Origin of the sequence: Rhizobium sp. PL01 (genome assembly GCF_033447125.1) — a bacterium.
Taxonomy (GTDB): Bacteria; Pseudomonadota; Alphaproteobacteria; order Rhizobiales; family Rhizobiaceae; genus Pararhizobium.
This window is the reverse complement of record NZ_JAWQUM010000015.1, coordinates 37,529-50,302: the sequence shown is the minus strand read 5'-3', so window position 1 is coordinate 50,302 and position 12,774 is coordinate 37,529. Positions and strand designations below refer to the sequence as shown.

At 61.8% G+C, this 12,774-nt stretch carries 16 protein-coding genes; 11 read left to right on the top strand and 5 right to left on the bottom strand.

Annotated elements, in window-relative coordinates:
- Positions 1–101 precede the first annotated feature (101 nt).
- The 5 genes from R6X40_RS27925 to R6X40_RS27905 all read left to right on the top strand — a co-directional run bounded on the left by R6X40_RS27925 (position 102) and on the right by R6X40_RS27905 (position 2,901).
- The gene (locus tag R6X40_RS27925; protein WP_318418033.1) at positions 102–749 is read left to right on the top strand and encodes a hypothetical protein; all 648 of its coding nucleotides are present in this window, start codon (positions 102–104) and stop codon (positions 747–749) included.
- A 105-nt stretch (positions 750–854) separates the two neighbouring features.
- Positions 855–1,634 (top strand): helix-turn-helix transcriptional regulator, encoded by a 780-nt coding sequence (locus R6X40_RS27920; protein ID WP_318418031.1) that lies wholly within the window; start codon positions 855–857, stop codon positions 1,632–1,634.
- 72 nt (positions 1,635–1,706) lie between these two features.
- Positions 1,707–2,108 carry a VOC family protein gene (locus tag R6X40_RS27915; protein ID WP_318418030.1) on the top strand — a complete coding sequence of 134 codons (402 nt, stop codon included), beginning with the start codon at positions 1,707–1,709 and terminating at the stop codon, positions 2,106–2,108.
- Positions 2,109–2,143: 35 nt separating this feature from the next.
- Positions 2,144–2,548 carry a VOC family protein gene (locus R6X40_RS27910; protein WP_318418028.1) on the top strand — a complete coding sequence of 135 codons (405 nt, stop codon included), beginning with the start codon at positions 2,144–2,146 and terminating at the stop codon, positions 2,546–2,548.
- Positions 2,545–2,901, top strand: coding sequence for a DUF1801 domain-containing protein (locus tag R6X40_RS27905; protein ID WP_318418026.1), 357 nt, complete (start codon positions 2,545–2,547; stop codon positions 2,899–2,901). Before R6X40_RS27910 ends, R6X40_RS27905 begins: the two co-directional genes overlap by 4 nt.
- Before the next feature lie 41 nt (positions 2,902–2,942).
- Here R6X40_RS27905 and R6X40_RS27900 read toward each other — a convergent pair whose 3' ends face one another.
- The 5 genes from R6X40_RS27900 to tsaD all read right to left on the bottom strand — a co-directional run bounded on the left by R6X40_RS27900 (position 2,943) and on the right by tsaD (position 6,683).
- On the bottom strand, positions 2,943–3,602 hold the full coding sequence (locus tag R6X40_RS27900; protein ID WP_318418024.1) for a methyltransferase: 660 nt from the start codon (positions 3,600–3,602) through the stop codon (positions 2,943–2,945).
- A gap of 237 nt (positions 3,603–3,839) precedes the next feature.
- Complete coding sequence (locus R6X40_RS27895; protein ID WP_318418022.1) at positions 3,840–4,271, bottom strand: EVE domain-containing protein; 432 nt, start codon at positions 4,269–4,271, stop codon at positions 3,840–3,842.
- A gap of 2 nt (positions 4,272–4,273) precedes the next feature.
- On the bottom strand, positions 4,274–4,567 hold the full coding sequence (locus R6X40_RS27890; protein ID WP_318418020.1) for a YciI-like protein: 294 nt from the start codon (positions 4,565–4,567) through the stop codon (positions 4,274–4,276).
- 20 nt (positions 4,568–4,587) lie between these two features.
- Positions 4,588–5,586, bottom strand: a complete 999-nt coding sequence (locus tag R6X40_RS27885) for an NAD(P)H-dependent glycerol-3-phosphate dehydrogenase (RefSeq protein ID WP_318418018.1) — start codon at positions 5,584–5,586, stop codon at positions 4,588–4,590.
- Entirely contained in the window at positions 5,586–6,683 is a 1,098-nt protein-coding gene (gene tsaD, locus R6X40_RS27880; protein ID WP_318418017.1) for a tRNA (adenosine(37)-N6)-threonylcarbamoyltransferase complex transferase subunit TsaD, read from the bottom strand. The genes R6X40_RS27885 and tsaD overlap by 1 nt, the downstream gene beginning before the upstream one ends.
- Positions 6,684–6,759: 76 nt before the next feature.
- Here tsaD and hemC point away from each other — a divergent pair, with 76 nt between their 5' ends.
- The 6 genes from hemC to R6X40_RS27850 all read left to right on the top strand — a co-directional run bounded on the left by hemC (position 6,760) and on the right by R6X40_RS27850 (position 12,773).
- Positions 6,760–7,689, top strand: coding sequence for a hydroxymethylbilane synthase (hemC, locus tag R6X40_RS27875; protein WP_318418016.1), 930 nt, complete (start codon positions 6,760–6,762; stop codon positions 7,687–7,689).
- Positions 7,690–7,693: 4 nt separating this feature from the next.
- Complete coding sequence (locus tag R6X40_RS27870) at positions 7,694–8,404, top strand: uroporphyrinogen-III synthase (RefSeq protein WP_318418014.1); 711 nt, start codon at positions 7,694–7,696, stop codon at positions 8,402–8,404.
- 129 nt (positions 8,405–8,533) lie between these two features.
- Positions 8,534–9,829, top strand: coding sequence for a hypothetical protein (locus R6X40_RS27865; protein ID WP_318418012.1), 1,296 nt, complete (start codon positions 8,534–8,536; stop codon positions 9,827–9,829).
- A gap of 10 nt (positions 9,830–9,839) precedes the next feature.
- Positions 9,840–11,516, top strand: a complete 1,677-nt coding sequence (locus R6X40_RS27860) for a heme biosynthesis protein HemY (RefSeq protein WP_318418011.1) — start codon at positions 9,840–9,842, stop codon at positions 11,514–11,516.
- Between the two features lie 26 nt (positions 11,517–11,542).
- Complete coding sequence (locus tag R6X40_RS27855) at positions 11,543–12,028, top strand: TerB family tellurite resistance protein (protein WP_318418010.1); 486 nt, start codon at positions 11,543–11,545, stop codon at positions 12,026–12,028.
- A 1-nt stretch (position 12,029) separates the two neighbouring features.
- A complete protein-coding gene (locus R6X40_RS27850) occupies positions 12,030–12,773 on the top strand; it encodes a glutamine amidotransferase (protein ID WP_318418008.1) in 744 nt (247 codons plus the stop codon).
- Position 12,774: the final 1 nt, after the last annotated feature.

Here is a 12,774-nt window from a genome sequence, read left to right as displayed (position 1 = left end):
GATAAGGCGTGAAAATTCAACGCAATCCGTGACTTTTTGCCGTCCCTGCCCCACATTGGCCGTTAAGGATTTGTTAAGAGTCATCCGGAGGGCTGCACGAAATGCGTCCAATCAGCATGCAGAATGCGACGAAAGTCTTGATCGCGGCCCTGGCTGTGATCCTCTCGTTTGCCAATTTCGCCGAAGCGCAGGAGCGCAACGGCGACAGAAACCATCGCCGGCCGCATTTCGAACGGTCGCACGACCAGCGTCCGAACCGTGGCCGGCAGGAAGCCATTTCGGGTGTCACCGCAGATCACCATTATTATCGCCGTGACCGGCGCCCCCGTAGCGACTACGGTTATCGCAACGATCGCCGCAATGACAGGTTCCAGTTCGATCGGCGAACCGCCAATCGCGGGCATTTCGAACCGAGATATGGGCGCGATCGCTACGACCCCACCCTCCCCGTGCGGAGCTATCGCGATCAAGGCAGGCACGATCAAGGCAGAAATGGCTGGAGCCGGTCCTATGGCGGCGACGGCTTTCCGTCTGAAGCCAATGGCGGCACCTATTTCGGCGGCCTGTCCGCCTGGACCGACCCGGGCAACGGCACCTATTTCAGCTCGGAGCGTAATGGTTACGGCTATTACTCCGATGATACCGGCATGAACTATCCTCCATCGCGGCCCAAGATCATCCGCGTGACGCCATCGACTGCCGGCCGTGCCTGCTCTTGGGAATCCGGCGTCTGCGTTGTCAGGCGATGACGCCGAGCCGCCTGTAGCAACGATGAGCGGAAAAGCGAATGTGGAGCGGCACAATCGCCGCGTCCCTTATGCTGGCTTCCTGTTCTATTGATGTCACAGAACCTCATGACGCTTTCATCGCGCTACTCGGAACGGCCTGAACTGACCGACCTGAATGCCGGGATCGAATCCGTCTGGTCATCAGTCAGCGATCAGGCGGGAGACTATCGCGTTCTGCCTGACGGGCGATGCGACATCATCGTCAGATTCCCGGCTGGCGAACGCCCGATCAGGAATTTAACGGTGACGGTGACTGGTCCAGCGACCGGGTATTATGATGTACCCGTAACGCCCGGAATGGGATTTGCCGGGATCCGGCTTCGTCCCGGCTATTTCTGCAGAACACTGGCACTGGAACCCGCCAGCCTTCGTGATCGGAACCTGGTTGGCGACGCGGCACTTGCTGCTTGCCCCGACCTCGCCGCGATCTGCCTGCCGGCAGCGAACACCGAGGAATTGCTCACCCGTCTCGTCAATTTCGTTCGCAGCCGCAATGCGCAGAGCGATTACCGGCCCCTGCCCCAGACACGCGAGGTTCTCAGCGCTATTCATGCATCCAGCGGACGGTTGCGCATTCAGGACATCGCCCGGATGCACGGCATCACCGATCGCACCGTCCGGCGCATTCTCACGACGGCTGTTGGTCTGCCACCCAAAGCCTTTGCGCAAATCCTGCAGTTTCATCGTGCATTGCGCCTGTTGCGCGATCACCGCCTGAGCCCAGCCGATGCGGCTCTGGAAGCGGGTTTTTCTGACCAGTCGCACATGAACCGTGTGTTTCGCCGCATGGGTGGCATGTCGCCAGCCCGCCTGTCCGATATCACCGTGGTGACAATGCACGATTGATGTCCGGTTTGTTCAAGACCGGCCCATCATTGTGCTTCATGATCGGGCCGCAATAGAATTCAACGAGGAAAAATGACCGTAAGGTTCGGATATACCATCCTTTATGTGCCGGATGTGACAGCGGCCATCGCCTTCTACGAGGCGGCGTTTGGCCTTGAGCTGCGGTTCCTGCACGAAAGCAAGCTTTACGCTGAGATGGAAACAGGCGCGGTCACCCTGGCTTTTGCGAGCGAAGATATGGCGGAAATGAGCGGTCTTGCCATCCGCGCAAGCCGCAAGAGTGATCTGGCAGCCGGCTTCGAGCTTGCCCTCATCTGTGTCGAGCCGCAGGCGGCGTGGGACAGGGCGCTTACCAACGGCGCCACTCCGGTCAAACCACCCGAGATCAAACCGTGGGGACAGACGGTGGGCTATGTTCGCGATCTCAACGGCTGCCTGGTGGAGCTGTGCTCCGACATGTCCTCCCCGGCGTGACGTCGGCCGCAAACATTCCATCTAGGAGAAGCACCATGCGCCCAACCACGGCTTCCCCTTGCATCACCACACCGCATGTCGCCGCCTCAAGGACATTCTACCAGACCCATCTTGGTGCGCGGCTGGTCTTCGATTGCGGTTGGTTCATCAGCCTTGAGTTCGGCGACGGGCTGTCCTTGCAGTTTATGGAGCCGCAAGGCAGTCAACCGGCCTGCAAGACCGATGGCCTGACCTACAATTTCCGGGTGCCGGATGTGGATGACGAGTACCAGGGCCTGATCCGGTCCGGCTTGACCCCGTACAATCCGCCGGAAGACCATCCCTGGGGTGATCGGGGATTTTCGGTTAAAGACCCGAACGGCGTTACCCTCTACATCTATTCCGACCGGGAACCCGCGCTGGAGTTCAAATATGCTGTCATCGGATCGACTGCGACATGAGTACAGATAAGATTGCAATCTTCCTTCAAGACGTAAGGGAGCATCGCGGAGATCTCTTCCCAATTGTCGCGCGCCTGCGCGACATGGCTCTGGCCGCAGGCCCATCGATCACCGAAGAGGTGAAATATGGTGGCGTGCTATTCTCATCCAACGACGGCTTTTGTGGAGTCTTTCCCTACAGGGCCCATGTCACGCTGGAATTCAGCCATGGCGCGTCCCTTGCCGATCCGCATGGCATGCTTTCGGGCGAAGGCAAATATCGGCGCCACATCAAGCTGGAAACACTGCAAGACATCGATACAAGACACGCCGCCGCATACATCGCGCTAGCACGCGCAGCGGCGGACAGCTGAATCTGCATTACATGCCAACGGAAAGGTGACCGCAAAAGCCCTCAGCCAAAATCTGCGTTCAGAAACCGCCAGACCGTCGTCTTCTTGACCTCGCTGTCCTCCAGCGCCCGGGTCACCGGAACTTGGTAGGTTGCCAGCATCTCCATCCGGTCACGCGGGCAATAGGCGCGGCCGGGGTCACCGACAAGAACATCGGCACCGTCCTGAGCAAGCGCGCTCAACCACGGAACGATCCGGTCGGCAAACGTCTTGTCATAGAAGACGTCCCCGGCAAGATAGACATCCGCATCCCGCCCGGCGCCGATCATATCTGACGCCGCTGAGAGGACTTCGACACCATTGATCGCGGCATTGAGCCGGATGGCGGTTTCGGTCCAGGGGTCGATATCGACGGCGAGAACGCAGGCTGCACCCGCCTTCATCGCGGCGATCGCCACCAGCCCCGAACCGGAGGCGAAATCGACCACCCGCTTGCCCGCGACCAAATCCGGATGATCGAGAATATGACGCGCCAGCCCCTGCCCGCCTGCCCAGGCAAACGCCCAGAACGGCGGCGGCAAGCCAATCTCCTCCAGCTCCTCCTCCGTCTTCAGCCACAGATCATGGGCCTCGCTCGCCAGATAGAGCCGGATCTCCGGCACATGCGGCGGCGTCATGATGTCTGTGTTGTCGCGGATGAAGGTTTCGGGATCGGTTTTCACGGTGGTAGGGTTTCCGGGCATCGTCATTGGCAAGTTGACGGATTTGGGTATGAGGCATTCCCAACTTCCCGTCATCCTCGCCCTTGTGGCGGGGATCCAGCAGCGGCGCGTCTGCGCCGCTGAAAAAACTCCTTCACGCGACGGACGTCGCGTGGCTGGAATCCTGTGACAAGCACAGGAATGACGGAGATAAAGCGGCTACTGTCAGAACAAACCGCCCCAACAGCGTATGAAAACTCACCGCGGCGGATTGTCCAACCCGCCAAGCCGGCAGACTTCCAGATACTCTTCCTCGGTCACCGGTTGCACCGACAACCGCATCGAGGTGACCAGCGCCATCTTCTCAAATCGCGGATTGGTCTTGATGTCTTTCAGCGAAATCGGGTTCGGCAGGTCGCAAACCGCGCGGATATCAACGCAGTCCCATTTGGGATCGCCCTCGGCGGTCGAATCCGGATGCGACAGCGCGCAGACTTCGGTGATCCCGACGATCTCCAGGCCTTCATTCGAGTGGTAGAAGAAACCCTTGTCGCCGATCTGCATCGCCCGCATGTTGTTGCGGGCCAGATAGTTGCGCACGCCGGTCCATTCAGTTCCCTTGGCGCCCGCATCCTTCTGCATTGCCCAAGACCATTTGAATGGTTCGGACTTGTAAAGCCAGTAACCCACGCTCAAGCCTCCGGCTTGTTGAAGACCCAGTTCCAGGGCTTGATATCGACATTGGCGAATAGGCCGGCCTTGGCGTAGGGATCGGCGCTCGCGATCTCGCGTGCGCCGTCGATCGTCTCCGCCTGAATGACCACCAGGCTGCCGTTCGGCTTGCCGGCGTCGTCGAGAAATGGACCGGCGAAGGCAAGCGTGCCCTTGGCATTGAGATCGTTCAGAAACTCGACGTGCTCGGGACGGGCGTCCATCCGCACCTGCAGGGCATTCGGCTTGTCCGTGCACAGAACCGCAAACAGCATGGTGTTCTCCTTGAGTTGATTTATTCCTGCGTGATCGGCCGGGACATCAGCTGTTCCAGCGCCGTTCTCACATCCATTTTTCCGTCGATGATCGCAGCCACCGCTTCGGTCACCGGCATATCGACATTGAGCGTTCTGGCGACTTCGGCAGCAACCGAGGCTGCAAACGCGCCTTCGACCAGCTCGCCCGAGTGCCCTTTGGCGCTGCCGCTTTGGCCAAGCGCGATGCCATAGCGCAGATTGCGCGACTGATGGCTGGTTGCCGTCAGCACCAGATCGCCAAGACCCGACAGCCCGCGCACCGTATCGGCCTCGCCGCCACGCGCCGCAACGAAGCGCGACATTTCGGCCAGTCCACGGGAAATCAGCGCCGCCCGGGCAGAATCGCCAAGACCGGCCCCTTCGACGATACCGCAGGCGATCGCCAGCACGTTCTTCAAGGCGCCGCCAAGCTGGACGCCAATCCGGTCGGCGGACGGATAGAGACGAAAGGTCGTGCTGGACAGCGCCTCTGCCAGAACCGCGGCGCGCTCGATGCTACCGGCCGCAATCACCATCGCCGTCGGCAGGCCCTTGGCAATATCGGCGGCAAAGCCCGGACCGGACAAAACGGCGACATTCTGCAGATGCAGCTCTTCTTCGACCACATCGGTCAGCAACCGGCCGCTGGCGCGCTCCATGCCCTTGGCACAGATCACCACGTCGGCACCCTTGCCGATAAAACCATGCAACGACCGGCCAGCCTCGCGCTGCGCCTGCGACGGCATGGCGAAGAGGACGATACCGGCTCCCTTGAGGACGGTCGGATCATCGGAAACGACCAATGTTTCCGGCAGATCGATGCCTGGCAACGCGCTGTCGTTGCGGCCGGTCTGCTTGAATTCCTCGACAACGCTTTCGCGGCGGGCAAGCAGCATCACCGGCACCTTGCCGGATGCAGCCGCAACCGCAGCCAGCGCCGTTCCGAATGCGCCAGACCCGACAACGACTATACGATCCGTCTTTACAGCGTCTGCCATCACGCTTTTGCTCCCCGCTTGCCAAAACCGATCAGGGCCTTCGCATCCGCATCCAGCGGCCAGCGCGAACGTGGCGCGACATCGAGGTCATCAGCCGGCAATCCCGCCGCCATACGCTCGGCGCCTGCCCAGGCAATCATCGCCGCATTGTCGGTGCACAGCTGCAAAGGCGGCGCGATGAAGCGAAAACCATTCTTGTCGCAGAGTTCCTGCAACGTTGCCCGCAGCGCCTGGTTGGCCGCAACCCCGCCAGCGACGACCAGCGCCGGATGCTCGACCGTGCCGGAAAACTGCTCCTTGAAACGCGCAAGCCCCCGGCCGATACGGTCCTTCAAAGTGCGCGAAATTGCCTTCTGGAAAGACGCGCAGATATCGGCAATGTCCTGCTCTGTCACCGGCGCGATCGACTGCGCGGCCTGACGAACGGCCGTTTTCAGGCCGGAAAATGAAAAATCGAGCCGCGCTTCGCCGACCAGCGGGCGCGGAAAGGAAAACCGGTCCGGGTTGCCACCTTTTGCCGCACGTTCGACGGCCGGGCCACCCGGATAGGGCAGACCGAGCAGCTTCGCAGTCTTGTCGAAGGCTTCGCCGAGCGCATCGTCGATCGTCGTGCCCCAACGCTCGTAGGCGCCAACGCCCTTGACGAGGATCAGCTGTGTGTGACCGCCGGAAACCAGCAGCATCAGGTAGGGAAAGGCGAGCCCGTCGGTCAGCCGCGCCGTCAGCGCATGGCCTTCCAGATGGTTGACCGCATAGAGCGGTTTGCCCGAGGCGCGCGCCATCGCCTTGCCGGTCATCAAGCCGACCAACAAGCCGCCAATCAAGCCGGGACCGCTGGTGGCAGCGATCGCATCGATATCTGCAAGCGTGACACCGGCGCGCAAAAGCGCTTCCTCGATCAGCGTGTCCAGCGCCTCGACATGGGCGCGCGCGGCGATCTCCGGCACGACGCCACCATAGGCGCTATGCTCTTCCAACTGGCTCAGAACCACGTCGCCAAGGATCTCGCCATGGCCGTTTTCGTCGCGCAAGACAACGGAGGCGGCGGTCTCGTCGCAGCTAGTTTCGATACCGAGGATACGCAGGCGGGCGGACATGGGCAGGTTTACTCGAACATTGCGGTCGCGGGGAAAGGCGGATACACGGAACTCCGGTAACAACGGATCGCAGTGGATGCAAACAAAACCTTTCCGGATCGGCACGCGGGGCAGCCCGCTGGCACTGGCGCAGGCCCATGAAACACGGGACCGGCTGATGGCGGCGCATGGCCTGCCACCCGAAATGTTCGAGATCGTCGTGCTGTCGACCATGGGCGACCGGATCACCGACCGCTCGCTGTCTGAGATCGGCGGCAAGGGACTTTTCACCCAGGAACTGGAGGATATGCTGACCTCCGGCGGGCTGGATTTTGCCGTGCATTCTTCCAAGGACATGCCGACCAAGCTGCCAACCGGGCTGTATCTCTCGGCCTATCTGCCGCGCGAAGACGCCCGCGATGCCTTTGTCGGCCGCACGGCTGCAAAGCTGCTCGATTTGCCAGAGGGTGCCACCATCGGCTCTTCCTCGCTGCGCCGTCAGGCACTGATCAAGCGCCTGCGCCCGGATATCAACGTCATTACCTATCGCGGCCTGGTCGATACCCGGCTAAGGAAGCTGGCGGAAGGCCAGGTCGATGCCACTCTGCTCGCCTTCGCCGGCCTGAAGCGTCTCGGCAAGGACAACGTGCCGACCGAAATTCTTGATCCGGAAATCTTCCCGCCCGCACCGGCGCAGGGTGCCATCTGTATCGAGAGCCGCATCGGCGATGACAAGGTCAATGCACTGCTCGAAGCCGTCAATCACCTGAGAACCCATGAAGCCGTGACCTGCGAACGGGCGTTCCTCGCCACGCTCGACGGCTCCTGCCGCACGCCGATTGCCGGCTATGCGGTTTCCGATGGCGACACCATCCGCTTTTCCGGCATGGTGCTGACCCCGGACGGCAGCGATTATTTTCGCGTGACGACCGAGGGCAAGGCGTCTGATGCCGAGCGGCTCGGCGCCAAGGCCGGCGACGATATCCGCCTCGATGCAGGACCGGATTTCTTTTCGAGCTGGGCCTGAGCCCATGCGCATTCTTGTTACCCGGCCGCAACCTTCGGCGGCGGCAACAGCAGCAAGGCTCCAGGCGATGGGGCACGAGGTCGCCGTTCTGCCCGTGATGGAAGCCAGCCATCAGCCGCAGGCAGCTCTCGCGGCGCTCGCCCGCCCCCACAGCGCCATTGCCGTAACCAGCGCCGAGGCGATCCGCGCATTGATGCCGTATAGGGTGGAGCTGGCACCGCATTTACAGACCCCCGTCTACTGCGTTGGCCCGGCAACCGCTGAAGCAACCCGGAAAATCGGCTTCCAGTCGATCGTCACCGGGACAGGCACTGGCGAAGCTCTGGCAAAGATCATCACGGCCGCCTCCGCAAATCTTGAAGATGGCCTCGTCTATTTCGCCGGCTGGCCGCGATCTCCCGCTTTCGAGGCCGGTTTGAAAGCCGCAGGCATTGCCTGCGACACCGCCGAAACCTACCGGATGGCGGCCATCGCCCATCCGGCGGAAACGGTCGAAACCCTGCTCAGTCCACATCTTCCGGACACGGTTCTTCTCTACTCTCACGAAACCGCGCGGCATTTCTTTGCCCTGCTTTCCCCAGTGATGGCACGCGCACTTTCGGGCGCACGGCTGATCTGCCTGAGCGATCATGTCGCAGACGCCGTACCCGCTGGTTTCGGGCCAGTTTCTGTCGCTGCAGAACCCAGCGAAGACGCCCTTCTGGCGCTGCTCTGATCCGTCCAGCGGCGGGCCTTGATCATCGCTTGGTCAAGGAATTGTCGCTTGGGGGCTTTCCCTATCCCCACTCCGTGTCTAGGTTTAAGACAGTGCCTTAAGTTCATGCGATAACGGGAAGAGATCATCATGGGACCGGAAAATCCTCCGCGCCGCTCGAAATCCGATCAGGAGCCGTTGACCATCGATCTGGACGCCAATCCGGCTGCCGTGGACGACGCAAAGACCGGTGCCGCTGAGGCAAACGCCGAAATCGGCGACGCCGCGGAAATCCGGGCGGGCGAAGCCGATGACGTGGTGCGCGCCGACATCCCCGAAGCGTTCGATGCTGCAAAAGCAGACACCATCGCAGCATCGCCTGCAGAGGACGAGGATACGCGCGCCGAAGCCGCGTCCGCCGCCTTTGCCGAGGAGCCGACATCGGCAGCAACTGCCGCCGAAGAACCGGTCAGGCCTATCTATCCCGCCCAGCACCGTACCTCCAATTCGGGCGCCTTTGCCGCCGGTATTCTCGGTGGCCTCATTGCCCTTCTTGGCGCCGGTGGCCTGCAATATGCCGGCATCATGCCTTCGCTTGGCCCGGGCGGTAGCAATACAGCCATGGAACAAAGCCTTGCCAGCGATATCGAAGCCCTCAAGGCGCAGCTGGCCGCAGCTCCGGTACCGGCGGCGACCGCCGATCTCGGCCCACTTGAAACCCGCATCGCCGAGCTGGAGAAGAAGACCGCAGAAGCCGGAAATGGCGCAGCGGCCGATGTCTCCGGCCTCGACGCCCAGATCACCAACCTGACGGGCGAGATCGCCACTCTGAAATCTGCACTGACTGATGCGCAGCAATCGGCAGAAGCCGCGAAATCAGAGCTTTCGACCCGTCTTGACGCCGCCGAAAAGAAGATCGACGAACCGGCAAGCGACGTGCAGCTGGCTCGCGCCGTGGCCGTGACTGCCCTGAAGACCGCGATCGATCGCGGCGGACCGTTCCTGGCCGAGCTGGATGCACTGAAGAGCATCGCCGCCACCGACCCGGCCGTCACCGGCCTTGCGGATGACGCCAAGACCGGTATTGCCCCGCGGGCTGATCTGGTTCGCGATTTCCCGGCCGTTGCCGATGCGATGCTGGAGGCGACCCAGCACAGCGATCCCAATCAGGGTGTTTTCTCCCGCCTGATGGACAGCGCCTCCTCGGCCATCCGCGTCCGGCCCGTCGGCAGCGTCGAGGGCGAAGGCCCGGAAGCCGTCGTCGCCCGTATCGAGGACAAGCTGACCAATGGCGACCTGAAGGGCGCAAGCCTCGAATGGGACACCTTGCCGGAGCCCGCAAAGCTGGCCGGCGCCCAATTCAAGACGAAACTGGACCAGCGCATCCGCGTCGAGGGTCTGATCGACGCCACCGTTGCCGGCGCCATGACGGCCAACCAGGGCTAAGGAAGAGTTCATGATCCGTATTCTGTTCTATGTTCTCATCGTCCTTGCCCTTGGCGCAGGTTTTGCCTGGCTGGCCGATCGTCCCGGCGAACTGTCGCTGATCTGGCAGGGCCAACGCATCGAGATGAGCCTGATGGTGGCAGCGACGCTGCTCGCCTCGCTGGTCGCCGCCATTCTGCTTGTTGTCTGGTTCATCCGTGTCGTCTGGCTTTCGCCCCATTCGATCTCCCGCTATTTTCGCGCCCGCAAGCGGGATCGCGGCTATCAGGCCCTTTCGACCGGCCTGATCGCCGCCGGCGCAGGTGACAGCGCGCTTGCCCGCAAGATGACGGCCCGCACCCATGCGCTGCTCAGCGCTGACCAGGAACCGCTGATCCATCTGCTCGAAGCGCAGACGGCACTGATCGAAGGCAAATACGACGACGCCCGCAAAAAGTTCGAGTTGATGGCTGACGATCCGGAAACCCGCGAACTCGGCCTGCGCGGTCTCTATCTCGAAGCCAAGCGGCTGGGCGCCAACGAAGCCGCCCGGCAATATGCCGAACGGGCCGCCGACAAGGCCCCGCACCTGCCTTGGGCAACGCTGGCCGCGCTCGATTATCGCAGCCAGACAGGCCAGTGGGATGAAGCAATCCGCCTGCTCGACCAGAGCCGCACGGCGCATGTCATTGAACGTAAGGAAGCTGACCGCAAGAAGGCCGTTCTCTTGACGGCCCGAGCCGCGGAAAAGTTGGAATCCGATCCGAAGGGCGCCCGTGACGATGCGCAGGCAGCTTTGAAACTGGCGGAAGATCTGGTCCCCGCCGGCCTGATCGCCGCCAAGGCGCTGTTTCGCGAGGATAACCTGCGCAAGGGCGCTGCCATTCTGGAAAAGCTCTGGAAGCAGGACCCGCATCCGGAGGTCGCCAAGCTCTATGTCCGCGCCCGCAGCGGCGATTCGGCCACCGACAGGCTGAAGCGCGCCAACAAGCTTGAAGCTCTGCGGCCCAACAATCCGGTTGCGCTCGCAGCAGTCGCCGAAGCCGCGCTCGAAGCCCGTGAACTGCCACTTGCCCGTTCCAAGGCGGAAGCCGCCGCCCGTATCCAGCCGAGCGAAAGCATCTTTCTGCTGCTTGCCGATATCGAGGAGGCTGATACCAATGATGACGGCCGCATCCGTCACTGGATGAACCAGGCGCTGAAAAGCCCGCGCGATCCGGCCTGGACTGCGGATGGCGTGACAGCGCCGGAATGGCTGCCGGTCTCGCCGGTCAGCGGCCGCCTCGATGCGTTCGAATGGAAACAGCCGGTCGCCCAGATCGCTGGCCCGATCGAGGACGGCACGCCTGATTCTGCAGACGCGGCAATCCGCAGCCTGCCGCCGGTGGCCATTGTCCACCAGCGCCCGGAGCCGGTGCGGCAGCCTGAACGCGCCGAGCCCAAGCCTGCACCTGCGCGGGTAATCGAGGCTGAGGAAAAACCCGCGGAAACCGTCGTCAAGACGATTGCCGTTCCTGCCCCTTCGGAATCTGTTATTATTCCGCAGACGGTGAAGGCCGAGCCGAAACCAGCTTCCGTCAAAACCGAAGAAAAAGTCAAAGCCGAGGAAAAAATCGTCGAGCCGTTTTTCGGGCGTCCGCCGGATGATCCCGGCGTCCGGGACGACAGCACCAAGCCATTGGAAAAAAGCACATTCCGTCTGTTTTAAAGAAACCCGATTTTTAACGGAAAACCATGTTTGACAGATTTCGACATTTCATCGACAGCCTGACAGGCAGCGGCGCCCCTGCCATCGAGCCGGGTGACCCCCGTATTGCCATCGCGGCGCTCTGCATCCAGGTGATGGAAGCCGATGGCGAGGTCCACGAGAAAGAGCGCAAGAAAATACGCGCAATGGTCAAGGACCATTACCAACTGGATGATGCATCGCTCGGCGCGTTGATCGTTGCCGGCGAGACCGCGGAAAGCCAGGCCATCGACTTCTTCCGCTTCACCTCCGACATCAAGCGGCATTATTCCGAGGAGCAACGGATAGACCTGATCGGCATGCTGTGGGAGATTGCCTACGCCGATGGCAAGCGCAGCGAGATGGAGGATCATGTGATCTGGCGGATCGCCGATCTGCTCGGCGTCTCCGGGAGAGACAGAATTATCAAGCGGCAGGAGGTGGTCGCCAAGCTCGACGTCGTGGAGGAAGCAACCGCGCACCAGGAAAAGTGACATGCTTTTCGACGACAGTACTTACTACAAGCGCAACACCGGCAAACCGGTCCTGATCATCCTGCATCAGGAACGCTCCAGCCCCGGCCGTGTCGGGCATCTCTTGCTGGAAAAGGGGCTGAGCCTCGATATCCGCCGTCCGGTGCTGGGCGACCCCTTGCCTGCAACGCTGGAACAGCATGCCGGCGCCGTTGTCTTCGGCGGACCGATGAGCGCCAATGACGACGAGGACTATATCCGCCGCGAAATCGACTGGCTCTCCGTGCCGCTTACTGAAAACAAGCCTTTCCTCGGCATCTGCCTTGGTGCCCAGATGCTGGTGCGTCATCTCGGCGGCGTGGTCGGCCCGCATCATGAGGGCCAGACGGAAATCGGCTGGTACCCGTTGCATACCACCGAAAAGGGCCGCGCCCTGATGGAATGGCCATCGATGGTCTACCAGTTCCACCGCGAAGGCTTTGACCTACCGGCTGGCGCCGAACTGCTCGCCTCCGGCGGCACCTATCCCAACCAGGCCTTCCGCTACGGCGAAAATGCCTGGGGCATCCAGTTTCATGGAGAATTGACCCGGGTGATGATGCATCGCTGGGTCGTGCACGGCGCGCACCGGTTCGAACTGCCCGGAGCCCAGGTTGGCCGCGCCCATCTGGAAGGCCGCATGGACTTTGATGCGCCGCTGCGCGCCTGGATGGACCAGTTTCTCACCCATATCTTCCAGCGGCAGGGTGAGAAGGCCGTTCTCTGAC

What these genes read in the sequence shown, in the direction of transcription:
- R6X40_RS27915 (WP_318418030.1), top strand. Translation starts at nt 1,707, where the DNA reads ATGACCGTAAGGTTCGGATATACCATCCTTTATGTGCCGGATGTGACA.
- R6X40_RS27870 (WP_318418014.1), top strand. Translation starts at nt 7,694, where the DNA reads ATGCGCATTCTTGTTACCCGGCCGCAACCTTCGGCGGCGGCAACAGCA.
- R6X40_RS27855 (WP_318418010.1), top strand. Translation starts at nt 11,543, where the DNA reads ATGTTTGACAGATTTCGACATTTCATCGACAGCCTGACAGGCAGCGGC.
- R6X40_RS27865 (WP_318418012.1), top strand. Translation starts at nt 8,534, where the DNA reads ATGGGACCGGAAAATCCTCCGCGCCGCTCGAAATCCGATCAGGAGCCG.
- R6X40_RS27905 (WP_318418026.1), top strand. Translation starts at nt 2,545, where the DNA reads ATGAGTACAGATAAGATTGCAATCTTCCTTCAAGACGTAAGGGAGCAT.
- R6X40_RS27885 (WP_318418018.1), bottom strand. Translation starts at nt 5,586, where the DNA reads ATGGCAGACGCTGTAAAGACGGATCGTATAGTCGTTGTCGGGTCTGGC.
- R6X40_RS27850 (WP_318418008.1), top strand. Translation starts at nt 12,030, where the DNA reads ATGCTTTTCGACGACAGTACTTACTACAAGCGCAACACCGGCAAACCG.
- tsaD (WP_318418017.1), bottom strand. Translation starts at nt 6,683, where the DNA reads ATGTCCGCCCGCCTGCGTATCCTCGGTATCGAAACTAGCTGCGACGAG.
- R6X40_RS27910 (WP_318418028.1), top strand. Translation starts at nt 2,144, where the DNA reads ATGCGCCCAACCACGGCTTCCCCTTGCATCACCACACCGCATGTCGCC.
- R6X40_RS27860 (WP_318418011.1), top strand. Translation starts at nt 9,840, where the DNA reads ATGATCCGTATTCTGTTCTATGTTCTCATCGTCCTTGCCCTTGGCGCA.
- R6X40_RS27920 (WP_318418031.1), top strand. Translation starts at nt 855, where the DNA reads ATGACGCTTTCATCGCGCTACTCGGAACGGCCTGAACTGACCGACCTG.
- hemC (WP_318418016.1), top strand. Translation starts at nt 6,760, where the DNA reads ATGCAAACAAAACCTTTCCGGATCGGCACGCGGGGCAGCCCGCTGGCA.
- R6X40_RS27890 (WP_318418020.1), bottom strand. Translation starts at nt 4,567, where the DNA reads ATGCTGTTTGCGGTTCTGTGCACGGACAAGCCGAATGCCCTGCAGGTG.
- R6X40_RS27925 (WP_318418033.1), top strand. Translation starts at nt 102, where the DNA reads ATGCGTCCAATCAGCATGCAGAATGCGACGAAAGTCTTGATCGCGGCC.